This is a genomic window from Bradyrhizobium australiense, assembly GCF_013114825.1.
GTDB lineage: Bacteria > Pseudomonadota > Alphaproteobacteria > Rhizobiales > Xanthobacteraceae > Bradyrhizobium > Bradyrhizobium australiense.
Window position 1 is genome coordinate 258,916 of sequence record NZ_JAAVLX010000011.1, and the last position, 26,313, is coordinate 285,228.

Below are 26,313 nucleotides of genomic sequence, written 5' to 3' on the forward strand. Positions count from 1 at the left end.
ATGACCAAGGAACTCGCCGGCAAAGTCGCGGTCGTTACCGGCGCCGGCCGCAATATCGGCCGTGCGATCGCGCTGACGCTGGCGGAGGGCGGTGCGTCTATCGTCGTGAACGCGCGCAGCAACCGCGCCGAGGCCGACGCGGTCCTGCGCGAGATCGAGGCTGCCGGCGGCAAGGCGCTGGTCCATATCGGCGACGTCGCCGATGCTAACGCGGTGCAGGTGATGGCGGATGCCGCCGTCAAGCAATTCGGCCGTATCGATATTCTCGTCAACAACGCCGCGCTGCGGCGCGAAAAGCCATTCGCCGAGATGGACTATGCGGCATGGCGCGAAATCCTCGACGTGACCCTCGATGGCGCCTTCCACTGTGTGAAAGCCTGCCTGCCGGCGCTGCGGAAGTCCGGCGCGGGAACCATTGTCAACATTGGCGGCCTCAGCGCGCACACGGGGGCAAAAAATCGCGCGCATGTGGTGACGGCGAAGGCTGGCATCGTCGGCTTCACCCGCGCGCTGGCGCACGACCTCGCTGACGACGGCATCACCGTGAACTGTGTGGTTCCCGGCCTGATCGGCACGCCGCGGCCGAAGGATAAGCCGGAGCCGGCGCATCATTTGACGCATCAGACGATCGCCGGCAATCGGGGACTGCCGGAAGACGTCGCCGCAACCGTGCGTTTCCTATGTGGGGCAGGCGCGCGCTACATCAACGGCCAGGCGATCCACGCCAATGGCGGCGCCCATCTGGGCGCCTGACGCATGGCCAGCGGCCGTTTTTGCAGGCGTACTGCCGGACAAAGCCTCTCGGCGGCCGCGGCGTTTGATGTTACGTAGAAGCTCATGAACCAGCATGCCAAGGTCGATATCCGCCATTCCACCTGTCCGCACGATTGCCCGTCGGCCTGTGCGCTCGACATCGAAGTGATCGACGGTCGCTCGATCGGGCGGGTCAGAGGCTCCAAGCTGCAGACCTATACGGCGGGCGTGGTCTGCGCCAAGGTCGCGCGCTACGCCGAGCGCATTCATCACCCCGATCGACTGCTGTACCCGATGCGCCGCACCGGACCGAAAGGCTCCGGCCAGTTTGCGCGAATTTCCTGGGATAAGGCGCTGGACGAAATCGCTGCGCGCTTCGATCAGGCCGAGCGTGAATTCGGCGCTGAATCGGTTTGGCCCTACTACTATGCCGGCACCATGGGGCTCGTCATGCGCGACGGCATCAACCGCCTGGCGCATGTAAAAAAATATTCGCGCTTCTACTCGACGATCTGCGCCAACATCGCGCGCGTCGGCTTCGCGATCGGCACCGGCAAGATCGCCGGCGTTGATCCGCGCGAGATGGGCGTCTCCGATCTCGTCGTGATCTGGGGCACCAATCCGGTGAATACCCAGGTCAACGTGATGACGCATGCCTCGCGCGCCCGCAAGGAGCGCGGCGCCAAAATTGCGGCGATCGACGTCTACAACAACGACACCATGAAGCAGGCGGATATCAAGGTACTGCTCCGCCCCGGCACCGACGGCGCCTTCGCCTGCGGTGTTATGCATGTGCTGTTCCGCGAAGGTTACGCGGATCGCGCCTACATGGATCGTTATACCGACTGCCCCGACGAACTCGAGGCGCACCTGGCAACGCGCACGCCGGAATGGGCCTCGAAGATCTCGGGCGTCCCGGTCGAGGAGATCGAGGCGTTCGCGCGGCTGGTCGGCCAGACCAAGCGTACCTTCTTCCGCCTCGGCTATGGCTTTACCCGCAGCCGCAACGGCGCGGCTCAGATGCATGCCGCGCTTTGCATCCCCGCAGTGACGGGCGCCTGGCAGTACGAGGGCGGTGGCGCATTCTTCAACAATGCCGGGATCTGGAATTTCAACGAATCCATCATCGAGGGCCACGACGCGATCGATCCCACGACCCGTTGGCTCGATCAGTCCCAGATAGGGCGCATCCTGACCGGCGACGCCGGTGCCTTGAAAGGCGGCGGTCCGGTCAAGGCAATGCTGATTCAGAACACCAATCCGGTGACGGTCGCCCCCGAACAGGGGCTGGTGCGTCGGGGCTTTGCGCGCGAAGACCTGTTCGTCGCGGTGCACGAGCAGTTCATGACCGAGACGGCAGCCATGGCCGACATCGTGCTTCCGGCGACGATGTTCATGGAACATGACGATCTCTATTACGGCGGCGGCCACCAGCATATTTCGGTGGGCGCGAAGCTGATCGATCCGCCCGGCGAGTGCCGTTCTAACCATGAAGTGCTGCAAGGCCTCGGCCGTCGCCTCAAGGCCGTGCATCCCGGATTTGAGATGACGCCGCGCGAGCTGATCGACGCGACGCTGAAGAAGAGCGGCCACGGCGACATCGAGACGCTGGAAGCCGATCTGTGGCGCGATATCCAGCCGGATTTTCGTACTTCCCATTACCTTGACGGTTTTGCGCACCCGGACAAGAAGTTCCACTTCAAGGCCGATTGGGCGAATCCTCCGTCCGGGAAGCCCGGCCTGGGTCCGTGGGAGCAGATGCCGTCGCTGCCGGACCACTGGACGGTCATCGAGGAGGCGGATGAGGCGCATCCGTTCCGGCTCGCCACCAGTCCGTCGCGCAGCTTCCTCAATACCAGCTTCAACGAAACGCCGTCGTCGATCGCGCGCGAGGGCAGTCCGACCGTTATGATCCATCCCGAGGATGCCGCTTCACTCGGGATTGCCGACGGCGATGCTGTCACGCTTGGCAACACGCGCGGCGAAACGACGTTGACCGCGCGGCTATTCGACGGCGTGCGCCATGGCGTGCTGGTCGCGGAATCCATTCATCCCAACAAGGCCCATATCGGTGGCCGCGGCATCAACATGCTGACCGGAGCCGAAACGGTCGCGCCCGTCGGCGGCGCCGCGTTTCACGACAACAAGGTCTGGGTAAAAAGGGCGATGTCAGCCAGTGGGCGCAAGAGTTAGATCGCTCTTGCAGTCCATCGTCATCCTGCCGCAAATGCTTGCAAGCATTTGACGAAAAGGCGAGCGGGACAATGACCGACCACAACAGCATAATCTGCGAAAAGCGCGGGCAGGCGTTCTGGATCACCATCAACCGGCCGGACAAGCGCAATGCCATCAATGCCGACGTCGTCGCCGGCATCGCCCGCGGTTATCGCGACGCACATGACGACAAGGACGTGCGCGTCATCGTGCTGACCGGGGCGGGCGACAAGGCGTTTTGCGCCGGCGCCGATCTGCAGAACAGCGGTGCTGCTTTCGCGATGGATTATTCCCGGCCGAACGTCGACTACGCCGATCTGCTGCGGCTGTCGCAAAACGCCACCAAGCCCGCGATTGCGCGGGTGGGGGGCGTCTGCATGGCAGGCGGTATGGGGCTGTTGTGCATGACCGATATGGCGGTCGCCGCCGATCACGTGATTTTCGGTTTGCCCGAGGTGAAGGTCGGCGTGTTCCCGATGCAGGTGCTGAGCCTGCTGCAGTCGATCGCCCCGAAGCGGCTGGTCAGCGAGTGGTCGCTGACCGGTGAGCCGTTCGATGCCCGCGCGGCACAGGCCGCGGGGCTCCTGAACTACGTGGTGCCGGCGGCTGAGCTCGACGCCAAGGTCGATTGGCTGGTCAGCCGCATCGTCGACAAGTCGCCGACCGCGATCCGGCGCGGCAAATATGCGATGCGCGCCATCGCCTCGATGTCGTTCGACGAGAGCATCGCCTATACCGAAAGCCAGATTGCGCTATTGGCGATGACGGAAGACGCCAAGGAAGGCCTCAAGGCGTTCGGCGAGAAACGCAAACCATCCTGGCCGGGGCGCTGATTACCCCGCGTTCGCCTTCAGTCCGGCAGCTTCGATGCCCGCGATGGCGCAGATCTCGTCATTGTCGGAGGTGTCGCCGCTGACGCCGACGGCGCCGAGCAGACCGCTATCTCCATGGACCAGCACGCCGCCTGGCACCGGCACGAGGCGGCCTTGTGCCAGCGCATTCACGGCCCCGACGAAATAGGCCTGCTCCTGCGCGCGCTGAAACAAAGCCCGCGATCCCATGCCCATCGCGAGTGCGCCATAGGCCTTGCCGTGCGCGATCTCGGCCCGCATCAGGCTGGTGCCGTCCTGCGCCGCCGTGACCTTGACGCAGCCGCGGGCATCCAGAATGGTAATGACCAGGGGCTTCAGCTTCTTTTCGACGCCTTTGGCAAGCGCGGCATCGAGAATCCTGCGGGCTACGTCGAGGGTGAGTTCAGCCATAAGTGAATTCCTTTGCGATTGGCGGGATTAACGGTTGGATTGCGCGCTATCGAGGCTCATCGCGAGCACCCGGGCGACGTGCAGGGCTGCACGGTTCGTGCCATCCTTGATCTGATGGCGGCAGGAGGTGCCGTCGGCAACAATCAGCGTGGCGGTATCGGCTCGGCGTACAACCGGCAGCAGCGACAGCTCAGCCATCTCCATCGAGGCTTGATAGGTATCGGCACCGTAGCCGAATGCGCCGGCCATGCCACAGCAACTGGATTCGACGGTTTCGACGCCAAGATCGGGAATGAGGCGAAGCACCTTTTCGACCGGCTTGAACGCGCCGAATGATTTCTGATGGCAGTGGCCGTGAACCAGCGCTTTCGTCGGGATGGCGCCGAGCGGCAATTTCAGGCGGCCCGCTTCTGCCTCGCGCACCAGAAATTCCTCGAACAACAATGCGTGCGCGCTGACGCTTTTGGCGTCATTATCGGACCGCAGCGAAAGCAGTTCATCGCGCAGGGTCAGGAGACAGCTCGGCTCCAGCCCGATGATTGGCACACCGCGTGCGGCGAATGGCGCATAGGTGGCGACCAGCCGGTTCAATTCGCTGCGCGCCTGTTCGACCAGGCCCGCCGAAAGGAAGGTTCGCCCGCAGCACAGCGGCGGGGCACGATCCGTCGGACTCGGCAAGTGGACGCGGTATCCGGCTTCGACCAGAACGCGTAGCGCGGCGTCGAGATTCTCCCGCTCATAAGCGCGATTAAACGTGTCGGCGAACAGCACGACCTCGCAGCCATCTGCTGGACCGAGGGCCTCGGCACCGGGGCGGAACACATCGCGGCGGAATGCAGGCAGGGCGCGGTTCGCGCTGATGCCGGCAAACTTCTCGAACAGCTTGCGCAACAGCGGACTGTTGTTGCGCCAGTTGGCCAGCGGGGCAAAGCGGGCGGCCAAGCCGGCATAACGCGGCAGATAGCCGACCAGCCGGTCGCGTAGCGATAGCCCGTGGCTCGCCGCGCGTGCGGCCAGCACCTCGATCTTCATCTTGGCCATGTCGACGCCGGTCGGGCATTCATGACGGCAGGCCTTGCAGGAGACGCACAGCTTGAGCGTCTCCATCATTTCGTCGGAAGCCAGCGCGCCCGGACCCAACTGACCGGAAATTGCCAGCCGCAGCGTGTTGGCGCGGCCGCGCGTGACGTCCTTCTCGTTGCGGGTCGCGCGATAGGACGGGCACATCACGCCGCCCTCGAGCTTTCGGCAGGCGCCGTTGTTGTTGCACATCTCGACGGCACCCTGAAAGCCGCCGCCGGCGCCGGGATAAGCTGACCAGTCGAGCGCGGTCTTCACTTCGGTGACGCGATAATCCGGCCGATAACGGAACAGCGAACGGTCGTCCATTTTTGGCGCATCGATGATCTTGCCGGGATTGAGCAGATTGTCCGGATCGAAGCGCTGCTTGACCTCCCTGAAATCGGCAACGATCCGCGAGCCGAACATCGCCTCATGGAATTCGGAACGAACCAGTCCGTCGCCGTGTTCGCCGGAGTGCGAACCCTTGTACTCGCGCACGATCTCGAATGTCTCTTCGGCGATGGCGCGCATCGCCTCGACGTCCTTCTCAAGCTTCAAATTGAGGACGGGCCGCACATGCAGACAGCCTTCGGAGGCATGCGCATACATGGTGCCCCGCGTGCCGTGCTTGGCGAAGATGGCGTTGAGCCGCTCGGTATAGTCTGCAAGATGCGGCAGCGGCACCGCACAGTCCTCGACGAAGGAGACCGGCTTGCCTTCCTGCTTCATCGACATCATCACGTTGAGGCCGGAGGTGCGGAAATCCGCGATTGCCGTCTGCATCGCGGGTTCGATGACGTCGATCACACCGCCCCATTTGCGTTGCGGATGGTTCCAACCGAAGCCGAGGTCTGACATCAATTCGGAAAGCTGCTTCAGCTTTTGCAGATTGTCGGGCTGATCCTCTTCCGCAAATTCGACGATCAGCAGCGCGTCCGGATCGCCGCGCACGGTCGCCTCGATCACGGGCCTGAACATCGAAATATCGCGCCCGAGCGCGATCATCGTGCGATCAACCAGCTCCACGGCGATCGGCCGCAGCTTCACCAGATGCTGGGCTGCGTCCATCGCCTCATAGAAGCTGCCGAAATGGCACACGCCGAGCACCTTGTTGCGGATCACCGGCCACAGCTTGAGTTCGACCTGGGTGGTAAAGGCCAGCGTGCCTTCGGACCCGACCAGGAGATGCGCCATGTTGTTGGGCGCATTGCGCGGCACCAGCGCATCGAGATTGTAGCCGCCGACGCGGCGCTGCACCTTTGGAAACCGCTCCGATATTTCGTTTGCCTCGCGCTCGCCGAGATCAAGCATGTCCCGGAACAGGGCAAGCCCGCTCTGGGGCGAATTCACGCGCGCCAGATCCCGCGGCACCTCTCCGAAATGCAATAGCGTGCCGTTGGCCAGCGCCGCATCCATCGATCGCGTGTTGTCACGCATGGTGCCGTAACGCAGCGAGCGGCCGCCGCAGGAATTGTTGCCGGCCATGCCGCCGATGGTGGCGCGCGAGGCGGTCGAGACGTCGACCGGAAACCAGAGCCCGTGTTGTTTGAGCTGGCGGTTGAGATCGTCCAGCACGATGCCGGGCTCGACCACACAAATGCGGTCCTCGATATCGAGCGAGAGCAGGCGATTCAGGTGCTTTGAAAAATCGACGACGATTCCCTCGTTAACCGTCTGGCCGCATTGCGAGGTGCCGCCGCCCCGGGGCGTGACGATTCGGCCCGCGTCTCTCGCAATGGCGAGCGCCCGCAGCGCCTCGTCCATGGTCCGGGGAACCACCACGCCGAGCGGCAGGATCTGGTAGAACGAGGCATCGGTCGCATAGCGGCCGCGGTTAAAGGCGTCGAAGAAAACGTCGCCCGTGATCTCGCGGGCAAGGCGCGCGGCAAGCCTGCTGTTTTCCGCCGAATTTTTTGGTTTTTCGGCCCCTGTTGCCGCCATTACCTTGCTCTCTAGGATATCCGGCAGTGTCTTGCCTGCCGGGGTCCGGCTTGGCAAGGCAAAGCCCTGCTTCTTATGCATTGACGGCCCCCGCCCGTTGGGGGACAAGCCCGCCAAATAGTGATATTCGACCCTCGCGAAACCAAGGCAATACCGGGAAGGACACCCATGACCGTGCACACTGGAAGGCATTTTCTGCAGATTCCGGGACCGACCAACGTGCCGGACCGGGTGCTGCGCGCCATGGACATGCCGACCTTGGACCACCGGGGTCCCGAATTCGCGGAGGTCGGCCACGCCGTGCTGGCCGCCATGCAGCGGGTGTTTCGCACCAAGCAGCCGGTAATCATCTATCCATCGTCCGGCACGGGCGCCTGGGAGGCGGCCCTCGTCAATACGCTGCAGCCCGGCGACAAGGTTTTGATGGCGGAGACTGGGCAGTTTGCCGTGCTGTGGCGTGGTATCGCCGAGAAGTTCAAGCTCGAAGTGGACTTCATTCCCGGTGACTGGCGCCACGGCGCCGACCTCGAGCAGATCGAGGCGCGGCTGTCGGCCGACAAGGCGCACAAGATCAAGGCCGTGTGCGTGGTTCACAACGAGACCTCGACCGGCTGCGTCACCCATCCGCAGGACGTCCGCAAGATTCTCGACCGCGTCAACCATCCCGCGCTGCTGATGGTCGACACCATCTCGGGTCTCGGCTCGCTGGAATATGAGCACGACGCCTGGGGCATTGACGTGTCGGTCGCCGGGTCGCAGAAGGGCCTGATGTTGCCGCCGGGCCTCGGCTTCAATGCCGTGTCGGAAAAGGCGCTTGCGGTCGCGAAGGCCAATCCGGCGATGCGTTCCTATTGGGACTGGCAGGAAGTCATCGCCATCAACAAAGCAGGCACCTGGCCCTACACGCCGGCAACGAACCTGCTGTTTGGCTTGCGCGAAGCGGTCAAGATGCTCGAGGAGGAAGGGTTGGAGAACGTCTTCGCCCGCCATAAGCGCCACAGCGCCGCCACCCGCGCGGCGATCAAGGTGTGGGGGCTGGAAACGCAATGCCAGGAGCAGGGCGCGCATTCGCCCGCGCTGACCGGCGTCGTCATGCCGGAAGGCCATGACGCCGACAACTTCCGCAAGGTCGTGCTGGAAAATTTCGACATGTCGCTCGGCACTGGCCTCAACAAAATCAAGGGCAAGGTGTTCCGGATCGGCCATATCGGACACTTCAACGATCTCATGCTGATGGGCACGCTGTCGGGCGTCGAGATGGGTCTCGATCTCGCCAAGGTGCCGCACCGTGGCGGTGGCGTGCTGGCGGCGATGGAAGTGTTGAAGGGACGCGATGTCGTGGCGATGCCGAAGGCCGCCGTTGCCTGAAACGGTTCGACCGAAACAACAATAGAGAGAGCTGCGATGACCGCTCCGGTAGCTTCGACCGAAGACCTGATTTATTCCGTCGAGGACGGCATCGCCCGGCTGACGTTCAACCGTCCGCAGGCGCGCAATGCGTTGACCTTTGCCATGTACGAGCAGATGGCGGCGATCTGCGAGACAATCAACAACGACCGCTCGATCAAGGCGATGATTTTGACGGGCGCCGGCGATAAGGCCTTCGCGTCGGGCACCGACATCTCGCAGTTCCGCGCCTTCAAGACCGCGCAGGATGCGCTCGACTATGAGGCGCGGATCGACCGCGTGCTCGGCGCGCTGGAGGCATGCCGGGTGCCGACGATTGCGGCCATTGCCGGCGCCTGTACCGGCGGCGGCGCGGGCATCGCCGCATGCTGCGATATCCGCATTGGCACCGAGACGACGCGAATGGGATTTCCGATCGCGCGCACGCTCGGAAATTGCCTGTCGATGTCCAACATTTCCAGGCTGGTTGCGCTGGTCGGTCCGGCGCGGACCAAGGACCTGATCTTCAAGGCGCGGCTGGTCGAGGCACCGGAAGCGCTGGCGCTCGGGTTGCTCAATGAAGTGGTGCCGGATGTTGCGACATTGCAGCGCCGCGCAGACGAAACCGCAAAACTCGTCGCCAGCCATGCGCCGATCACGCTCGAAGTCACCAAGGAAGCGGTGCGCCGCATCCGGCGGACATTGACCCGTGATGAGGGCGAAGAGCTGATCCTGCGCGCCTATATGAGCGAAGATTTTCGCGAGGGCATGGACGCGTTCCTCAACAAGCGCTCGCCGAACTGGAAGGGCAAATAACCTTCGCTGTCGTGTGCGTGGTCTATCAAAGCGCGGGCTATCGACGAGCCCGCGCTTCTTTGCGCACGTCGCATACTCATGCGAAAGTCATACGCAGCGAGGTTGCGGTTCGGCTTGAACTCGCCCGCATTACCCCGCACAATGACGTGGCGGGAAGTGTAATTTGTCTAAATACAACAATTAGATAGGGATGAAACTCGTGGGACAGATCCTGAAAGCCGCGGCCGCCTTGACGGCCGTTCTCGCCAGCGCGCCTGCGTTTGCCGCCTGGGAGCCGACGAAGCCGGTGGAAATCGTGGTCGCAGCCGGCGCCGGCGGTGCCTCCGACCAGATGGCGCGGATGATGCAGGCGGCGATCCAGAAGAACAACCTGATGAAGCAGCCGATGGTGGTGTCGCTCAAGGGCGGGGCGTCCGGCGCCGAGGCGCTGATGTACATGAAGTCCAGCGAGGGCGATCCCAACAAGGTGCTGATCGCCTATTCCCTTATCTACATGCTGCCGCTCTCGGCGAAGATTCCGTTCAACTGGCGCGACCTAACGCCGGTGTCGGTGGTCGCCCTCGATCAGTTCGTGCTGTGGGACAATGCCGAGGGTCCGAAGACGGTGAAGGACTTTATCGCGGCCGCCAAGACGGCGAGCTCTCCGTTCAAGATGGGCGGCACCGGCTCCAAACGCGAGGACCATGTGCTCACCGTGTTCATGGAGCAGAAGACCGGCGCAAAATTCTCCTATCTGCCGTACAAGTCCGGCGGCGAGGCGGCGACACAGCTCGTCGGTAAGCACACCGAAGCCAACGTCAACAACCCTTCCGAGAATCTGGAAGTCTGGCGCGCCGGTCAGGTCCGCGCGCTCTGCGTGTTCGATAAGGAGCGCATCTCGTACAAGTCCAAGGTGACGGAGACGCAGTCCTGGAACGACGTTCCGACCTGCAAGGAAGAGGGCCTCGACGTGCAGTATCTGATGCTGCGCGCGATGTTCCTGCCCGGCAAGGTGACGCCAGAACAGCAGGCGTTCTATGTCGATTTGTTCCAGAGGGTGACGCAGACGGCGGAGTACAAGGACTACATGGAAAAGCAGGCGCTCAAGCCGATCTTCCTCACCGGCAAGGACATGCTGAAGTTCCTCGAGGAAGACGACAAGCTCAACTCGCAGCTCATGCAGGAAGCCGGCTTCGTCGCCAAATAGCGCTTCTGTCACTCCTCCGCGTGGCCGTATCCGGCCATGCGGAGGCGGACCTTCTCGATCTCCTCACTTGACAGAAGTGACGGCGTGCCGATCTGCAGGCAGCCGTGATATTGCCGCGCCAGCGTCTCGACTTCGACTGCGAGCCACATCGCCTTTGCCAGCGAAGGCCCGGTCGCGATCATGCCGTGATGTTCGAGCAGGCAGGCCATCCGTCCCTCCAGCGCGCGCAAAGCGTGTTCGGACAACTCCTGGGTGCCGAAGGTCGCATACGCCGCGCAGCGGATGCTGTCGCCGCCGGCGACCGCGACCATGTAGTGCACCGGGGGAATCTCCATGCCCATGATCGCCAGCATGGTCGAGTAGGGCGGATGGGCGTGTACGATCGCCTGCACCTCCGGCCGGGCCTTGAGGATGTCGCGGTGAAAGCGCCATTCGCTCGAAGGGCGCTGGGAGGGATCGTGGTTGCCGTCGAGGTGCATATAGACGATCTGCTCGGGCTTCATCGCCTCGTAGGGCGTGCTGGTTGGGGTGATCAGCATGCCATCGCGATGGCGCAGGCTAATATTGCCAGACGTTCCCTGGTTGATGCCGAGCGCGTTCATGCGCAGGCAGGCATCGATGATCGACTGGCGTCTCTCGCGGTCCTTCGTGGTCGGCATTTCGAACCCTCTGCAGCCCCGCGGACAATGCTTGATTATTGCGCCGCAGTATAGTCGAACATGTCTTTGAAACAGGTGACTGGGAGAAGTCATGACGCGCGCCGTGCTTGGCATCATCGGCGGATCCGGCATCTACGACCTGCCGGGGCTGGAGGATGTCCGCGAGGAGATCATCGAGAGCCCCTGGGGCGTGCCTTCCGCGCCACTGACGCGCGGCGTCATCGCCGGGCTGCCGGTCGCGTTCCTGCCACGGCATGGCAAAGGGCATGTGCTGTCGCCATCCGACATCAACTACCGCGCCAATATCGACGTGCTGAAGCGGGCAGGGGTCACCGACCTGGTTTCGCTGTCGGCCTGCGGCTCGTTCAAGGAGGAACTGCCGCCCGGCACGTTTGTGCTGGTCGATCAGTTCGTCGACCGCACCTACCGGCGCGAGAGTTCGTTCTTTGGCAAGGGTTGCGTCGCCCATGTCTCGATGGCCCATCCGGTCTCCCCGCGGCTGCACGAGCATCTGGCGGCAGCTGCCGAGGCCGAGGGGATCGCGGCGGTGCGGGGCGGCACCTATGTCTGCATGGAAGGTCCGCAGTTCTCCAGCCTCGCCGAGAGTATGATGTATAAGGCGCAGGGTCATTCGGTGATCGGCATGACCAACATGCCCGAGGCAAAACTCGCCCGCGAGGCCGAGATCTGCTACGCCAGCGTGGCGATGGTCACCGATTACGATTGCTGGCATCCTCATCATGAGGCGGTCACCGTGCAGGATATCATTCGCGTGTTGAACTCGAATGCCGGCAAGGCCAAGGCACTCGTTGCGCGTCTCGCCCGGGATTTCCCGCGCGAGCATGAGCCGTGCCCGATCGGCTCGGACAAGGCGCTCGATACCGCCTTGATCACGGCGCCGGAAGCGCGCGATGCAAAATTGCTCGCCAAGCTCGAAGCCGTGGCCGGAAGGGTGCTACGGTCGTGAGGATGTCTTCCAGCGGGCGCACGACGCGAAGGGTGTAGGACATGAAGGTCGACGGCCGGCATTTTCGCAGCATCTGGCTCGACGACGATGGCTGGACGGTCGGCGCGATCGATCAGCGCCGCCTGCCGCATGAATTCGTGGTGGCGCGCATAACAAGCGCCGCAGATGCAACCGAGGCTATCCGCTCCATGCTCGTGCGCGGCGCGCCGCTGATCGGCGCCACTGCGGCTTACGGCATGGCGCTTGCTATGCGGTCGGATGCTTCCGATACGTCGCTCGACCGCGCTTACGCCATGCTGCTCGCAGCACGGCCGACGGCAATCAACCTGAAATGGGCGCTCGATGAGATGGCGCGTTCGCTTCGACCGCTGCCGGCATCGGAACGCGTCGCGGCAGCCTACAGGCACGCCGGCGAGATCGCTGAGGAGGATGTCGCGATCAACCAGGGGATCGGCCGGCACGGTCTGGCATTGATCGAACAGATCGCGGCAACAAAGCAGCCGGGCGAGCCGATCAATATCCTGACCCATTGCAATGCCGGCTGGCTCGCGACGGTGGACTGGGGCACGGCCACGGCGCCGATCTACCTCGCCCATGATGGCGGCCTGAAGGTCCATGTCTGGGTCGACGAGACCCGGCCGCGCAACCAGGGCGCCTCGCTGACAGCTTGGGAACTCGGGCACCACGGCGTGCCGCACACGGTGATCCCCGACAACACCGGCGGCCATCTGATGCAGCACCACATGGTCGACCTCGCGATCGTCGGCACCGACCGGGTGACCGCCAATGGCGACGTCTGCAACAAGATCGGCACCTATCTGAAGGCGCTTGCCGCCCACGACAACGGCGTGCCGTTCTATGTTGCACTGCCGTCGCCCACCATCGATTTCAGCATCGACGACGGCATCCGGCAGATTCCGATCGAGCAGCGCGGTGCTGACGAAGTGGCTAGCATGACCGGCCGTACCGCCGACGGGCGCGTCGAAACCGTGCGCGTGGTTCCCGACGGCTCGCCGGTGGCCAACTACGCCTTCGACGTCACGCCGGCGCGGCTGGTGACGGGCTTGATCACCGAACGCGGCCTGCTGCGGCCCGAGCGTGCTGCACTTGCGAGCGCATTCCCGGAGCGCAGCGCTGGACATTGACGCCGGCGATGTCGGCACGTATCCCCGTTTAGGACTGTCGTACCGGGGGGCACCGTCTCCATGTCCAATACCGACATCGAAATCGTCGTCGAGGATCCGACCGCGCCGGAGGCGGACTCGCCTGAGATGGCGAGCGTTCGGGTGGTCGACGTGGTCGTCTCGCTCCTGCTGCTTGCGCTGGCGCTGACGCTCGGTTTTGACAACTGGCGGACGGGTGCCGGCTGGGAATCCACCGGTCCGCAGCCCGGCTATTTTCCGTTCTATCTGTCGATTATCCTCGGTGGCGCCAGCCTCTACGGCCTGGTTGCGGCGTTCCTGTCGCGCCGCGAAGCCTCCGAATCCTTCGTGACGCAAGCACAGCTTCGCCGCGTGCTGGCGGTCTTCGTGCCGACGGTTCTGTTCTGCCTCGCCACGCAATTCCTCGGGCTCTATGTCGCCAGCTTCCTTTTGATCTCCTGCTTCATGTGTCTGGTCGGCAAGATCGCATGGTGGAAGTCGCTGCTCACCGCCTTCGTGTTTACCGCTGCGATGTTCGTGACCTTCGACATCGCCTTCGACGTCATCATGCCAAAGGGCCCGCTCGAAGCGGCGCTCGGCCGCTAACCGGTCGGTGGGACACACGCCATGGAAGCCCTCGGCCTCTTGATGCACGGCTTCGCCGTGCTGTTGACCTGGAAGACGCTGCTGTTGATGATGACCGGGCTGGTGCTCGGCATTTTCGTCGGCGTGCTGCCCGGCCTCGGCGGCCCCAACGGCGTGGCGATCCTGTTGCCGCTGACGTTCACGATGGACCCGACTTCGGCGATCGTGATGCTGTCCTGCATCTACTGGGGTGCGCTGTTCGGCGGCGCCATCACCTCGATCCTGTTCAACATCCCCGGCGAAGCCTGGTCGGTCGCGACCACCTTCGACGGTTACCCGATGGCGCAGCAGGGCAGGGCGGCGGAAGCGCTGACGGCGGCCTTCACTTCGTCCTTCATCGGCTCGCTGGTCGCGGTGATGCTGATCACCTTCCTGGCGCCGATGATCTCGTCGTTCGCACTGAGATTCGGCCCGCCCGAATTCTTCGCGGTGTATCTGCTCACTTTCTGCTCTTTTGTCGGGCTCGGCCGTGAGGCCAAGCACAAGACTGTCATTTCGATGTCGCTCGGTCTCTTGCTCGCGGGCATCGGCATGGACACTGTGTCCGGCCAGTTGCGCATGACCTTCGGCTCGGCGGAGCTGCTGCGAGGCGTCAACTTCCTGGTTGCGGTGATCGGCCTGTTCGGTATCAGCGAGATCCTGCTGACGATGGAGGAGCGCCTGGCGCTGCGCGGCCACGCCGCCGCCATCTCCTTGCGCGTCGTGCTCTCGGTCTGGAAGGACCTGCCGAAATATTGGGTGACGCTGTTCCGCTCCTCCTTTATCGGTTGCTGGCTCGGCATCACGCCGGGCGGCGCGATTGCCGCGTCCTTCATGGGCTACAACCTCGCCAAGCGCTTCTCCAAGGACCAGGACAGCTTTGGCAAGGGACGCATCGAGGGCGTGTTCGCGCCGGAAACCGCGGCGCATGCGTCGGGCACCGCGGCGCTGCTGCCGATGCTCGCGCTCGGCATTCCGGGCTCGGGCACCGCGGCGATCCTGCTCGGCGGCTTGATGGTGTGGGGGCTCAATCCCGGGCCGCTGCTGTTCGTCGAGCACAAGGATTTCGTCTGGGGCCTGATTGCGTCGATGTATCTCGGCAACGTCGTCGGCCTCGTGCTGGTGCTGACGACGGTGCCGATCTTTGCTTCCGTCCTGCGGGTGCCGTTTGCGGCCGTGGCGCCGATGATCGTGGTGTCCTGCGCGATCGGCGCCTATGCGATCCAGAACGCGATGTTCGACATCTGGTTGATGCTGGGTTTCGGCGTCGTCGGCTACGTTTTCAAGAAGATCGGCATTCCGCTCGCGCCGTTCACGCTGGCGCTGGTGCTCGGCAACCGCGCCGAGGATGCGTTCCGCCTGTCGATGATCGGCGCCGGCGGCGACTTGAAGGTGTTCTGGTCGAACGGCCTGGTCGGCTCGATCACGACATTGGCGATCGTGTTGCTGTTCTGGCCCGTCATCGACAAGGCGTTCGGCAGCGTCACGCGCATGGTGCGGCCGGCGAAGGCGTAGCAAAACGGATCGGCCTTCCATCGTCATTGCGAGCCAACGAGTCGCGCGAATGCGCAAGGGCGCAGGAAGACCGGGTGCTTGTTGCACCCGCGGTCTCACCAGAGAGGCGCATGGAGAGCCTAAGATATTGATTAGGCGACAGTTCTCCTCATACCAGCGTCGGTCTGTCGGCATCCCCGCACATCATCGGGACAGCAACGGGCGGCCGCCACGCTTTCGGTACTTCGGAAAATCAGAAATATCAGTTGACCCGTCGGGCAAATCAGTGGTCTATAGGGCACCTTGGTTGCTTCCCAAGGAGATCCGCTTGATGTCCGATCAATCTTCGGAACTCGTCGAGATATCGAAGCTCAATGGCGAGTTCAGAAAAAACTACGGCAAGATATTGGGCGCTATCCTCTATCTGCGCTCCGTCAGCGCCGCGCGCGGCCGGTCGATCTTTTGGGGTGGTCTGTTTTTCGCGGTGTTTTCGGCGGCCTTAGCTTGGTTGGCGCGGCAGTGTTCAAGCTGGCTAGGCGTCGGTTAAGGGACCGAACAAGTGCCCCGGGTGTCTTGAAACTAACTATTCTGAAACGGGTGCGCAGCTTTTCGGAGAACCTAATCGTATTCCTGTCGGTGCGGATTGTTGGTACTAACAGATAATCGAGCAGGGTCGTGCTGCGGTCCGCTAGTCGCATCGCAACTATCCACCCATCGGGCAAGTTGCGGCGTTGGATAAACCAACGCGGTGCATAGTGATCTCGGGCCGGGTGCTCTATCTGCGCTATGCGAAAATAGATGTTGATCATCCCGTTTACTCGCAAGCCGTCGGCTAATCCATTGAGGACAACTTGTCCTCCCGCTTTCTCGATTTGTGTGGCAACCTGCGATTGGAGCTCAGACAACCGATGAAGCCACATGTGTCGGCTGTCCATATACTCGAAGTTCCGTTCGGGCAGATAACCAACCAATCTGTACGCATTACGCATGGTGCCAAAATGCGCCCTGTAGACATGGTGGCTCGGAAGATCAACCGTCTTGCTTATGATCCTCGGGGTAAGACGCCCCTCTTTCTTCAGTGTTCGGCGCAAGCGCGCCAACATCTCCCCTTCGGTTAAGCCATCGACGCGGCGCTCTGCTATGATCTTTCTTGCGGCAAGGAAATCATCCACCGAAACGATCGGCTCAATGCAGCCTTCGCTTCTGACCCACTTGTCGGAAGAATTTCTAACGCGTTTTGTTCCGAGCTTCGATGATAAGCGGTTGTAGATGATGTTTCCGATGTAGTTTTCGTTCCTGAGAATTCGCGTTATCTTGGGACCCGTCCAGCGTTCGCCAGAGCACGGAGGAATACTGTGTCGATTTAGCTCGCGGGCGAGAGCCTGCTCAGATTTCACGTCAAGGAACCGACGGAAGATCCACTTCACGACCGTGACTTCCTTCAACTCGCCCGGTTGTAACTTGACGTGATCCGTTTGGATGTACTTGCGATCTCCCTTTCTCAAAATTCCCTTCGGCTGGTGCTCTTCATCCACTAACACTCGCTGCAGAGCATACGGAGTGAGGCCACCTGACTTAAAGCCCATGCTTGCAAAGCGACAAGCTCCGGCGTGAACTTTCACCGAGAGCTCACGACTGTATTCGGCCGCCATCACTCTCTTGATGTTCTTGACGATGCTCGACACCATACAGCCGTCGTTCTCGAATTGCTCTGCGCAATACGACACTTTGATCCCAGCCTGTTTGCAGATGAACTCGTAGTAGGCGCTTTCGTCGGTGTCCTGAAATCGGCCCCATCGGCTAATGTCGTAGATTAGGATATGATCAAAGTCGGCGCGCTCGGACTGGACATCGTCAAGCAGTTGGATCAGGCCGAGTCGATTTTTCAGTTTAAGTCCGCTTTCACCTTCGTCGCGGTATGTTCGGACAATTGTGAGATTGTGCGTCTGGGCGTACGCCGCGATCACGACAGCCTGATTCTCGATTGAGTATCGCTGACGGTCGGTAGACATGCGGACATACTGCGCAGCGTGAAGCGCCCTTTGAGCTTTTGCCAGTTGCGTGTTGCGGCGGATGACGAGTGCGTTGCCCACGAGGCTTGCTCCCGGTCAATCTGTTGGAAAACATCCAATCCCTGAACCAGCTCCGGTGCAAGCAACTATCTCACTGGTTTTGCTTGATCTCGCCCTTTGGTTACGAGACAAGAGGCAAGAGGGGCGGACGTGCGGTACCTGTGGCTTGTTATTGTGGCGGTTGGTCTGTCGGGATGCATGGAAACAACCAATACTTCCTTCATCGGACCATCGGGGCGTCCGCCGCCGCAACGCGGCCGCCGCCGCGCGCGAAATTGCCGAGCCGCGGCATGATGCGCTGCGACCACGGCGTCGGCGCGTTCAACCGCGCCGGACAAGTCGTCGATTCGCTCCTCGCATCCGGCGAGGCTGTGGAACCCTTCCCGATTATCCCGTCATGATCGCTGGCATGCACGCCACAGATGAGATATCAGCGGGCGCGGGACGCCCCGCGAATCCCAATCGTATCCGCAGCCGGCCATTGGAATGACGCCTCTTTCGCAACTCACCCGTCGCAATTACCTGATCGCCGCGCATGATGGGTTGGCGACTGCGCTTGCGCTGCTCGCAAGCTTCTACCTGCGCTTCGACGGTGGCGAGGCTTTCTATGCCCGCCTACCGCTGCTGCTGAAGATCTTGCCGCTCTTCGTCGCCTTCAGCATCGTTATCTGCTACGTCTTCAATCTGACGACGACGAAATGGCGTTTCATTTCGCTTCCCGATGCACTGAACATCCTGCGCGTGGCGACCGTTCTGGCGGTAGCGCTCGTCGTGCTGGACTATGCCCTCATTTTCGACGAACCGACTGGCAAGGCGCCGGTGCTGTTCGGCCGTATCACCATCGTTCTCTACTGGTTTCTGCAGGTGTTCGCGCTGAGCGCGCTCCGCTTCGGCTATCGCTATTTCCGTTACACGCGGGTTCGCCGCCATGCCCAGACCGAAGGCGCGTCGGTGACCCTGGTGATCGGCCGCGCCGCCGACGCCGAGGTGCTGTTGCGCGCGATCGAGAGCGGCGCAGTCAAGCAGCTTTGGCCGGTTGGCGTACTGTCGCCGTCGGCCGCGGACCGCGGGCAGTCGATCCGCAACGTGCCGGTGCTGGGCGGGATCGACGACGTCGAGGACGTGGTCCGCGATTATGCCGGACGGGGAAAGCCGATTTCGCGGGTCGTCATGACGCCGTCGGCGTTCGAACCCGAGGCGCACCCCGAGGCGGTTCTGATGCGGGCCAAGCGGCTCGGCCTGTTCGTCAGCCGCCTGCCGTCGCTCGAAAGCGGCGACGTGCCGAGGCTGACCAATGTCGCCGTCGAAGACCTTTTGCTGCGGCCAAGCGAGAAGATCGACTACGTGCGGCTTGAAACGCTGGTGAAGGGCAAATCGGTGATCGTCACCGGCGGCGGCGGCTCGATCGGTTCGGAGATATGCGACCGCGTCGCGACCTTTGGTGCTGCGCGGCTATTGGTGATCGAGCACTCGGAACCGGCGCTTTACGCGGTTACGGAAGCGCTGACGGCACGCGCGGCCAATGCCGCCATCGAAGGCCGGATCGCCGACATCCGCGATCGCGACCGGATCATGGGCCTGATGCGGGAGTTCAAGCCTGATATCGTGTTCCATGCCGCAGCGCTGAAGCACGTGCCGATCCTCGAGCGCGATTGGAGCGAGGGCGTCAAGACCAACATCTTCGGTTCGGTCAACGTCGCCGACGCCGCGCAGGCGGCGGGCGCCGAAGCCATGGTGATGATCTCGACCGACAAGGCGATCGAGCCGGTCTCGATGCTGGGACTGACCAAGCGCTTCGCCGAAATGTATTGCCAGGCGTTCGACCACGACCTGATGATCCAGTCGGAGGGCAAGCCGCACATGAGGCTGATCTCGGTGCGGTTCGGCAACGTGCTGGCCTCGAACGGATCGGTGGTGCCGAAATTCAAGGCGCAGATCGAGGCCGGCGGTCCTGTCACGGTGACGCATCCGGACATGGTCCGCTACTTCATGACGATCCGCGAAGCCTGCGACCTCGTGCTGACCGCAGCCACGCACGCGCTGACGCCGGCGCGGCCCGACGTCTCCGTCTATGTTCTCAACATGGGACAGCCGGTCAAGATCGTGGAGCTTGCAGAGCGGATGATCCGCCTGTCCGGCCTCGAACCGGGCGTCGACATCGAGGTAGTATTCACCGGCATGCGGCCGGGCGAGCGGCTGAATGAGATCCTGTTCGCGAGCGAAGAGCCGCCGGTGGAAATTGGGGTTGCCGGCATCATGGCGGCCAAGCCGAACGAGCCGCCGATGCAGACCTTGCGCAAATGGCTCGCGGCGCTGGAGGAAGCGATTGCGCGAGATGACCGTTTCACCATCCGTGCGGTGCTCAAGGATGCCGTGCCCGAGTTCGGATCGCACGCCGCCTGATTTTTTTCCTGTGCCCGCCGGCCGTGCAGACCGCTTCGAAAGCTATCATGCAGAACTCCGGCAAAGTCGTCGTCGTCAGCCAGCACTATCCGCCGGATCCGAGCACGACGGCCGCGATCGTAGCGGCCATTTCGGAGCGCGTGGCGCAGGAAGCCGAGGTGCTGGTGCTGTCGGGCACCGCGGGCTCCGCTACCGCGGCATCCGCCGGCAGGGTGCATGTCATCGAGATCAAGAACCGGATGCCCGGCAAGGCGGCGCTGCTCAAGCGCGCGCTGGCCGAGCTCTTGTTCACGGCGCGGACGTTCGTGGCGATGCTGGCGAGGCTGCGGCGCGGCGATGTCACGCTCACCGTTCCGGCGCCCTTCATGCTACCTTACGCCTTCGCCGTCGCCGCAAAGCTGAAGGGCGCAAGATCGGTGCTGATCATGCACGATCTCTATCCCGACGTCCTCGTCATGGCAGGGCTGCTGAAGCCCAAATCGTTGCTGGCCAAGGCGATGCATGCCATGAACGCACCGATGTTTCGCGCGCTTGACGCCGTCGTCATCATCGGCCGCGATACCGAAAAGCTGTTGCTACGCTATGGCGGAATGACCCGGGACAAGATCCACTTCATTCCGAACTGGGCGACGCTTGCGCCCGGCGTTCGCCCAATCACGCCTGATAATCCTTTTCGCCGCGCGCTTTCCGCCCGTTACGTCGTCGGCCTGTCGGGCAATCTCGGCTTCACCCACGATTCCGTCGTCGTGTTCGAGGCCGCGCGCCTGTTGCGCGACAATAGCGATATCCACTTCCTGCTGTCGGGCTGGGGCGTGGGGTTCGACCAGTTGAAGTCCATGCAGGACGAAGTACGGCTTCCCAACGTCACATTGGTCGACCGCGTCGAGGACGAGCAGCTCGAGACGTTTTTGTCGGCTGCCAACGCCTGGATCATTCCGTATCGCAAGAACGTCGCCGGCGTATCGGTGCCGAGCCGGTTCTATAATCTCCTGGCGATCGGCCGCCCGGTGATCCTGGTTTCCGAAGCGGATGCCGAGGCGGCGTTGACGGTGACCGAGCACGATATCGGCTGGGTCGTGACGCCGGGCAGGGCAGATGAATTGGCCGACGTGATACGTCGCGCGGCAGGTTCGGACAACGCGCAGCGGGCCGAACGCGCGACCCAGATATCCAGGCGTTTCGATTTCAACGCGGCCATGGCCAGTTATTGCGAGCTAATCCGCGAGCTTGTTCAGAAAAGGCCCAATTAAGGCGCGGAAAACCCATGAGTAAATCCGTGTTTTCGCGAGGCGGATGAAGGAGACAGTTATCCGCAGCACGTCCGAACACGAAGTAAATTTAGAAATTTACAATAGCAATGAGAATCAGCATGCGGAGTATGTGACGAAAATAGATTCCCGGTTCGCGAGGTGGTCGCGCCCCAGAATGTAGGCCAATAGCACGCGTCGATGTACAGCAGTTGCCTCAAGCCGGCAGCAGCCTTTTCGGCAACCTGAACGCGAGACGGTACAGGGGCAGGCTGTCGATGATGCCGTGATCTTCGGTGGGAAGCGTTTTGCGCAGATGATGAAGGGCATCGCGGACGGCGGCTTCATCCAGTCCCTCGATCAGCAGCAGGGCAGCGAAGGAGTCATCCTTGCTTCGCATGCCTTTCTCGCTCGTCATGATCGAGGTGTGCGCGATGTCGGTGAGCAGAAGCCGCGCGGCAATGATCCGGTCGAGGCGAGTAAGACTAGCGACGAGTTCGGCAGCGTCCCAGGAGGGGACTGTGTCCAGACGCAACGGCGCGACGATGCCGCCTTGGCCGGTGCCCGCCGAGGCTGCGACACGGCCGCCGCCGCGCGCGAAGTTGCGGAGCCGGGGCATGATGCGTTGCGACCATGGCGTCGGCGCGTTCAGCCGCGCCAGATAGTCCGGCCCGCCGACGACGCGCTCGTCTTCAAGTTCGTAGAGGATGAAGTAACGGTTCACCGACGCGCACAGTGCGCGGAAGATGCGGCAGGCCAGGAAGCCGTTGATGCCGACGCGCTCGGCGGCGTGTTCGCGGGTGATCCAGTGCGCCCAGTCGGTTTCGTCCTGCGGCGTCAGATCGCTCCAGATCGCGAGATAACCGGATCCCTGCATGTCGGGCTTCCCTACTTTGGTCCGATGCGCATGGCGGCCGGAATGGCCGCGGGCAGTTGGCCGGCCCCCTGCAGTGCGGCCTGCATCGCTACGATGTAACCATAGGGGCCGAGGCCCGCGATCACGCCTTTCACGGCTGCCGAAAGCTTGGAATGCCGATGCAGCTCGTCGCGGGCATGAATGTTGGAGATGTGCACCTCGTAGATCGGCCCCTCGAAGATCTTCATGGCGTCGAACATCGCAATCGAGGTGAAGGAGTAGGCGGCGGGATTGATGATGAGGGCGTCGGCCGAAGTCCGCGCGGACTGGATCAGGTCGACCAGCTCGCCCTCGTGGTTGGATTGGTGAAACGCCAATTGCGTGCCGGTGAAGGCGGCGAACTCCTCGCACGAGGCCTTGATGGCATCGAGCGTGGTCGAGCCGTAGATGTGCGGCTCGCGGATGCCGAGCATGTTCAAATTTGGGCCATTGAGGATCATGATGCGCATGGAATGCCTTTCATGGGATTGGCGACAAGACAGTGTAGCGAATCGCGACGGCATGTCAGTCGGTGAACCATTTCGCCGGCACGGCGGTGGAGGCAGGGCGGATCTCTGAAGCGAGGCAGGAGCCTCACCGCGTCATTGCTAGCGCAAGCGAAGCAATCCATCGTGCCCGCAAGCCGAAAGATGGATTGCTTCGCGGAGCCTGTCATCCGGCGGCGCTTCGCGCCGACCGGGTGGCCCGCAACGACGGCGGAGGCCTACACCACCTTGCGCTGCCTGAGGTCCGCGATCTCGTCCTTGCCGAAGCCGAACTCCGTGAGCACCTCTTCCGTCTGCTCGCCGAATTCCGGCGGGCGCGCGGCCATCTTGCTTGGCGTGCGCGACAGCGTCACCGGCTGGCCGACGAGCTGGATGTGGCGGTTCTCATCGTTCGGCACATGTTGCGCGATGCCGAGGTGCTTGACCTGGGCATCCTCGAACATCTGGTCGATCGAGTAGATCGGGCCGCAGGGCACGCCGGCTTCGTTCAATTCCTTGACCCAGGTTTCCGTCGACTTTTTTTCGGTAAGTTTGCCGATCGCTTCGTTCAGCGCATCGCGGTTCTTGGAGCGCGCGGGCGCGGTGGCGTAATCGGGGTTGGTGATCAGCTCGGGGGCACCGATCGCTTGCGCGCAGCGTTCCCAGATCCGCCCGCCCGTGGTCGCGATGTTGATATAGCCGTCGGAGGTCTTGAAGACGCCGGTCGGGATCGAGGTCGGATGGTTGTTGCCGGCTTGCTTGGCGACTTCCTTCTCCATCAGCCAGCGCGAGGCCTGGAAATCCAGCATAAAGATCTGCGCCTGCAACAGCGAGGTTTGCACCCACTGACCCTCGCCGGAAACGTCGCGCTCCAGCAGCGCCGTGAGGATACCGAGGGCGCAGAACAGCCCGGCGGTGAGGTCGGCGACGGGAATGCCGACCCGCATCGGGCCCTGGCCCGGCGCGCCGGTGACCGACATCAGCCCGCCCATGCCTTGCGCGATCTGATCGAAGCCCGGCCGCTTGTGGTAGGGGCCATCCTGGCCGAAGCCGGAGATGCTGCCATAGACGAGGCGCGGGTTGACCTGGCGCAGGCTCTCATAATCGATGCCGAGCTTTGCCTTCACGTCGGGGCGGAAATTTTCGACCACCACGTCGGCCTTGGCGGCGAGGCGCTTGAACACTTCGAGGCCCTTCGGGTCCTTCAGGTTCAGCGTCATGGCCCGCTTGTTCCGGTGCAGATTCTGAAAATCCGAGCCATGGCGCGGGCCGCCCGGCTGCTCGCCGCCGCCATCCTCCAAGAGCGCGTCGATCTTGATGACGTTGGCGCCCCAGTCCGCCAACTGCCGAACGCAAGTCGGCCCGGACCGGACGCGGGTCAGATCGAGCACGGTGAAGCGGGAAAGGGCCTGCGAAGCGCGTGGGAAAGGCATTGAGAAACCTTGTTTTTTGGATTTCGCGTTGGGAGGGAGCAGCCCGATCCGACTTAAACAAATCTGGTGCCGATTTCCAACTGCTTGTTCCGGCGCCCGGCGAGGCCAATCGTTGGGAGCAGCAAGGTTCCTTTATTGGATCGGCGGGACGGCTAGCGCGAACAGCCGGAATCCGACCCCGCAAGACTACGGATGGGTGCCTGAGATTCTGCTTTTCGCCGTAATGCACCGTAAAGCAGACGCACGACAACGCCCGCCAGTAAACAAGCCTTAATGAAGGCGATTCTAGCCTTCCGTGTGCTTTTGCGATTCTCGCGCAACCGAACGACCTGCTGACAGGCCTGATCGATGAAGAAGAATGATCTGTTTTCCGATGAGATCTGGGCCTTCCAGCGGTTTGCGTCCGGGGCGGGCGTGGGCGCGCTTCATCATGACGGGGCGCACGACGAAGAGTTTGGCGACGACGGCGAGCCTTACCCGCTGGCCCTAGACGCCGCAGCCGTGTCCAGCGGCGAGGTATATGCCGCGAAGCCGGTCGCGTCGATCGCGACGCTCGCCAACTACCTCGTCAACGGTTTTTGGCAAGACAACAACAACATTGCCCATCACTGGGCTTCCAGCACCATCACCTTCAATATTAACGGCCTGAATTCGGCGGAGCAGTTCCTCGCGCTATCGGCGCTGCAGGCATGGTCTGACGTTGCCAATATCAGCTTCGTCCAAACTTCCGGCGCCGCGAACATCACGTTCACCCACAACGGCACGATGCAGGCCTACTCCAGTGGCCAGTGGTCCGGGAGCGGCGCGATCTCTTACCAGATCATCAACATCAGTACCGACTGGGTCACCACCGACGGCGGCGCCAACGACGGCAAGACTGGCATCGATAGCTACGCCTACCAGACCTACATCCACGAAATCGGCCATGCGCTCGGCCTCGGCCACCAGGGACCGTACAACGGCAGCGCGTCGTATTCGACCAATGCGATCTACGCCAACGACACCTGGCAATATTCGATCATGTCGTATTTCGGCGAACACAATTATTCCGGAAGTTCGTACCGCTACGTGGTCACGCCGCAGATGGCGGACATCTACGCCATGGCTTCGATCTACGGGGCGGCGACCTCGACCAGGATCGGCGATACTGTCTATGGCTTCAGCAGCAATGCGGGCGTGGTCTTCAATTTCGGCAACTACAGTTCGGCGCCGGCGCTGACGATCTATGACAGCGGCGGCAACGACACGCTCGATTGCTCCGGCTATTCGTCGGCCCAGACCATCGACCTGCACTCCGGCGCCTTCTCCTCGGTCGGCGGCCTCGTCAACAACATCGGGATCGCGCTCAACGCAATCATCGAGAAGGCGATCGGCGGCAGCGGCAATGACAAGCTGACAGCAAGCGACACGGGCTGTACGCTGACGGGCGGCGGCGGCAGCGATACGCTGATCGGTGGTGCCGGAAACGACAAGCTGATCGGCGGCTCCGGCATCGACACTCTGACCGGCGGCAGTAGCGGCGACACGTTCGTATTTCTGCTGGGTGAAAGCTCGGTCGCGAGCGGCCAGCATGACCGCATCACCGATTTTGTTTCAGGAGCGGACCGCATCGACCTCAGCGGTTTCGATGCGATCAGCAGCACCGGCAGCTACGATCAGTTCAAGTTCATCGCCACCACCGCCTTCCACGGTGTGGCCGGCGAACTCAACTATTTCTATAACAGCTCCGCCGGCATCACGACCCTGCAGGGCGATACCAACGGCGACGGGGTCGCCGATTTTGCGATCGACATTTCGGGCAACGTCATAATAAGCCTATCGGATTTGATCGGTGCCTACGCCATGCCCGTTGTCGTCGAATCCCTCGGTGCAACCACGCTGACCCAGTTGGGGAGCAGCTATTATCTCTATGTGAACGGCACAAGTACCGGCCCGTCGCTCAAATATCTCGGTACGAACATCTTGGCTGGCCAATTCGGAAACTGGATCCCGATCGGTGCGGAGGCGACGGCGAGCGGGTATCAGGTCGCCTGGAAGCTTGCGGGAGCTGATCAATACACGGTCTGGAGCACCGACACCAACGGCAATGACACGGTGAAATTGCTCGATTCCGTTTCGGGCGGCAGTGCCGCCCTGCAATCGATCGAGACGAGCTTTGCTCAAGACCTCAATGGTGACGGGGTGATCGGCGTTCCTAACGTCGTGATTGAGACATCGGGATCCACAAGTCTCGTCCAGACCGGCAATGTGTATCAGCTCAATCCGGTTGGCG

Annotated in this window: 19 protein-coding genes and 1 pseudogene; 13 read left to right on the forward strand and 7 right to left on the reverse strand. The window is 62.4% G+C overall.

The genetic code is table 11. The annotated features are described in order from the left end of the window. From HCN58_RS30165 to HCN58_RS30175, 3 genes are all read left to right on the forward strand, one after another. Complete coding sequence (locus tag HCN58_RS30165) at window positions 1-753, forward strand: 3-oxoacyl-ACP reductase family protein (RefSeq protein ID WP_171582981.1); 753 nt, start codon at window positions 1-3, stop codon at window positions 751-753. Between the two features lie 84 nt (window positions 754-837). After that, window positions 838-2,946, forward strand: coding sequence for a molybdopterin oxidoreductase family protein (locus tag HCN58_RS30170; RefSeq protein WP_171582982.1), 2,109 nt, complete (start codon window positions 838-840; stop codon window positions 2,944-2,946). 71 nt (window positions 2,947-3,017) lie between these two features. Further along, window positions 3,018-3,800, forward strand: coding sequence for an enoyl-CoA hydratase/isomerase family protein (locus HCN58_RS30175; protein WP_171582983.1), 783 nt, complete (start codon window positions 3,018-3,020; stop codon window positions 3,798-3,800). On the opposite strand, the gene HCN58_RS30180 is transcribed toward HCN58_RS30175, so the two are convergent. Beyond that, on the reverse strand, window positions 3,801-4,229 hold the full coding sequence (locus HCN58_RS30180) for a GlcG/HbpS family heme-binding protein (protein WP_171582984.1): 429 nt from the start codon (window positions 4,227-4,229) through the stop codon (window positions 3,801-3,803). It lies immediately after the preceding gene. Then, window positions 4,222-7,232 (reverse strand): annotated as a pseudogene (locus tag HCN58_RS30185) (FAD-binding and (Fe-S)-binding domain-containing protein). The gene HCN58_RS30180 and the pseudogene HCN58_RS30185 overlap by 8 nt, the downstream one beginning before the upstream one ends. 168 nt (window positions 7,233-7,400) lie before the next feature. Between HCN58_RS30185 and HCN58_RS30190 the strand changes: the two are divergent. From HCN58_RS30190 to HCN58_RS30200, 3 genes are all read left to right on the forward strand, one after another. Continuing rightward, window positions 7,401-8,600, forward strand: a complete 1,200-nt coding sequence (locus HCN58_RS30190; RefSeq protein WP_171582985.1) for a pyridoxal-phosphate-dependent aminotransferase family protein — start codon at window positions 7,401-7,403, stop codon at window positions 8,598-8,600. A 36-nt stretch (window positions 8,601-8,636) separates the two neighbouring features. Further along, entirely contained in the window at window positions 8,637-9,434 is a 798-nt protein-coding gene (locus HCN58_RS30195) for an enoyl-CoA hydratase/isomerase family protein (RefSeq protein ID WP_171582986.1), read from the forward strand. 211 nt (window positions 9,435-9,645) lie between these two features. Then, window positions 9,646-10,620, forward strand: coding sequence for a Bug family tripartite tricarboxylate transporter substrate binding protein (locus HCN58_RS30200; RefSeq protein ID WP_376701234.1), 975 nt, complete (start codon window positions 9,646-9,648; stop codon window positions 10,618-10,620). A gap of 8 nt (window positions 10,621-10,628) precedes the next feature. On the opposite strand, the gene HCN58_RS30205 is transcribed toward HCN58_RS30200, so the two are convergent. Further along, window positions 10,629-11,279 carry a class II aldolase/adducin family protein gene (locus HCN58_RS30205; protein WP_171582988.1) on the reverse strand — a complete coding sequence of 217 codons (651 nt, stop codon included), beginning with the start codon at window positions 11,277-11,279 and terminating at the stop codon, window positions 10,629-10,631. Between the two features lie 91 nt (window positions 11,280-11,370). Between HCN58_RS30205 and HCN58_RS30210 the strand changes: the two genes are divergently transcribed. Genes HCN58_RS30210 through HCN58_RS30225 form a run of 4 tightly spaced genes read left to right on the forward strand, consistent with a single transcriptional unit; the run spans window position 11,371 to window position 15,527 of the window. Then, entirely contained in the window at window positions 11,371-12,246 is an 876-nt protein-coding gene (locus HCN58_RS30210; RefSeq protein WP_171582989.1) for an S-methyl-5'-thioadenosine phosphorylase, read from the forward strand. Between the two features lie 41 nt (window positions 12,247-12,287). Next, the gene (gene mtnA, locus HCN58_RS30215) at window positions 12,288-13,391 is read left to right on the forward strand and encodes an S-methyl-5-thioribose-1-phosphate isomerase (RefSeq protein WP_171582990.1); all 1,104 of its coding nucleotides are present in this window, start codon (window positions 12,288-12,290) and stop codon (window positions 13,389-13,391) included. Window positions 13,392-13,451: 60 nt separating this feature from the next. Next, entirely contained in the window at window positions 13,452-13,994 is a 543-nt protein-coding gene (locus tag HCN58_RS30220) for a tripartite tricarboxylate transporter TctB family protein (protein ID WP_171582991.1), read from the forward strand. A gap of 21 nt (window positions 13,995-14,015) precedes the next feature. Then, on the forward strand, window positions 14,016-15,527 hold the full coding sequence (locus HCN58_RS30225) for a tripartite tricarboxylate transporter permease (protein ID WP_171582992.1): 1,512 nt from the start codon (window positions 14,016-14,018) through the stop codon (window positions 15,525-15,527). Window positions 15,528-15,940: 413 nt separating this feature from the next. Here HCN58_RS30225 and HCN58_RS30230 read toward each other — a convergent pair whose 3' ends face one another. After that, window positions 15,941-17,599 (reverse strand): recombinase family protein, encoded by a 1,659-nt coding sequence (locus HCN58_RS30230; RefSeq protein ID WP_171582993.1) that lies wholly within the window; start codon window positions 17,597-17,599, stop codon window positions 15,941-15,943. Between the two features lie 465 nt (window positions 17,600-18,064). Here HCN58_RS30230 and HCN58_RS30235 point away from each other — a divergent pair, with 465 nt between their 5' ends. Both HCN58_RS30235 and HCN58_RS30240 read left to right on the forward strand, forming a co-directional pair. Continuing rightward, complete coding sequence (locus HCN58_RS30235; protein ID WP_171582994.1) at window positions 18,065-19,981, forward strand: SDR family NAD(P)-dependent oxidoreductase; 1,917 nt, start codon at window positions 18,065-18,067, stop codon at window positions 19,979-19,981. Between the two features lie 47 nt (window positions 19,982-20,028). Then, window positions 20,029-21,231, forward strand: a complete 1,203-nt coding sequence (locus tag HCN58_RS30240; RefSeq protein WP_171582995.1) for a glycosyltransferase family 4 protein — start codon at window positions 20,029-20,031, stop codon at window positions 21,229-21,231. 214 nt (window positions 21,232-21,445) lie between these two features. Here HCN58_RS30240 and HCN58_RS30245 read toward each other — a convergent pair whose 3' ends face one another. The 3 genes from HCN58_RS30245 to HCN58_RS30255 all read right to left on the reverse strand — a co-directional run bounded on the left by HCN58_RS30245 (window position 21,446) and on the right by HCN58_RS30255 (window position 24,041). After that, window positions 21,446-22,105: a hypothetical protein gene (locus HCN58_RS30245; RefSeq protein ID WP_171582996.1), complete on the reverse strand. Its 660-nt coding sequence runs from the start codon at window positions 22,103-22,105 to the stop codon at window positions 21,446-21,448. An 11-nt stretch (window positions 22,106-22,116) separates the two neighbouring features. After that, window positions 22,117-22,593 (reverse strand): type II 3-dehydroquinate dehydratase, encoded by a 477-nt coding sequence (locus tag HCN58_RS30250; protein ID WP_235984007.1) that lies wholly within the window; start codon window positions 22,591-22,593, stop codon window positions 22,117-22,119. A 254-nt stretch (window positions 22,594-22,847) separates the two neighbouring features. Further along, window positions 22,848-24,041, reverse strand: a complete 1,194-nt coding sequence (locus tag HCN58_RS30255) for a CaiB/BaiF CoA transferase family protein (protein ID WP_171582997.1) — start codon at window positions 24,039-24,041, stop codon at window positions 22,848-22,850. Window positions 24,042-24,389: 348 nt separating this feature from the next. Between HCN58_RS30255 and HCN58_RS36855 the strand changes: the two genes are divergently transcribed. After that, window positions 24,390-26,313: M10 family metallopeptidase C-terminal domain-containing protein (locus HCN58_RS36855; RefSeq protein WP_171582998.1), on the forward strand; the 1,924-nt coding region annotated here is incomplete at its 3' end.

What these genes read in the sequence shown, in the direction of transcription:
- HCN58_RS30165 (WP_171582981.1), top strand. Translation starts at nt 1, where the DNA reads ATGACCAAGGAACTCGCCGGCAAAGTCGCGGTCGTTACCGGCGCCGGC.
- HCN58_RS30170 (WP_171582982.1), top strand. Translation starts at nt 838, where the DNA reads ATGAACCAGCATGCCAAGGTCGATATCCGCCATTCCACCTGTCCGCAC.
- HCN58_RS30175 (WP_171582983.1), top strand. Translation starts at nt 3,018, where the DNA reads ATGACCGACCACAACAGCATAATCTGCGAAAAGCGCGGGCAGGCGTTC.
- HCN58_RS30180 (WP_171582984.1), bottom strand. Translation starts at nt 4,229, where the DNA reads ATGGCTGAACTCACCCTCGACGTAGCCCGCAGGATTCTCGATGCCGCG.
- HCN58_RS30190 (WP_171582985.1), top strand. Translation starts at nt 7,401, where the DNA reads ATGACCGTGCACACTGGAAGGCATTTTCTGCAGATTCCGGGACCGACC.
- HCN58_RS30195 (WP_171582986.1), top strand. Translation starts at nt 8,637, where the DNA reads ATGACCGCTCCGGTAGCTTCGACCGAAGACCTGATTTATTCCGTCGAG.
- HCN58_RS30205 (WP_171582988.1), bottom strand. Translation starts at nt 11,279, where the DNA reads ATGCCGACCACGAAGGACCGCGAGAGACGCCAGTCGATCATCGATGCC.
- HCN58_RS30210 (WP_171582989.1), top strand. Translation starts at nt 11,371, where the DNA reads ATGACGCGCGCCGTGCTTGGCATCATCGGCGGATCCGGCATCTACGAC.
- mtnA (WP_171582990.1), top strand. Translation starts at nt 12,288, where the DNA reads ATGAAGGTCGACGGCCGGCATTTTCGCAGCATCTGGCTCGACGACGAT.
- HCN58_RS30220 (WP_171582991.1), top strand. Translation starts at nt 13,452, where the DNA reads ATGTCCAATACCGACATCGAAATCGTCGTCGAGGATCCGACCGCGCCG.
- HCN58_RS30225 (WP_171582992.1), top strand. Translation starts at nt 14,016, where the DNA reads ATGGAAGCCCTCGGCCTCTTGATGCACGGCTTCGCCGTGCTGTTGACC.
- HCN58_RS30235 (WP_171582994.1), top strand. Translation starts at nt 18,065, where the DNA reads ATGACGCCTCTTTCGCAACTCACCCGTCGCAATTACCTGATCGCCGCG.
- HCN58_RS30240 (WP_171582995.1), top strand. Translation starts at nt 20,029, where the DNA reads ATGCAGAACTCCGGCAAAGTCGTCGTCGTCAGCCAGCACTATCCGCCG.
- HCN58_RS30245 (WP_171582996.1), bottom strand. Translation starts at nt 22,105, where the DNA reads ATGCAGGGATCCGGTTATCTCGCGATCTGGAGCGATCTGACGCCGCAG.
- HCN58_RS30250 (WP_235984007.1), bottom strand. Translation starts at nt 22,593, where the DNA reads ATGCGCATCATGATCCTCAATGGCCCAAATTTGAACATGCTCGGCATC.
- HCN58_RS30255 (WP_171582997.1), bottom strand. Translation starts at nt 24,041, where the DNA reads ATGCCTTTCCCACGCGCTTCGCAGGCCCTTTCCCGCTTCACCGTGCTC.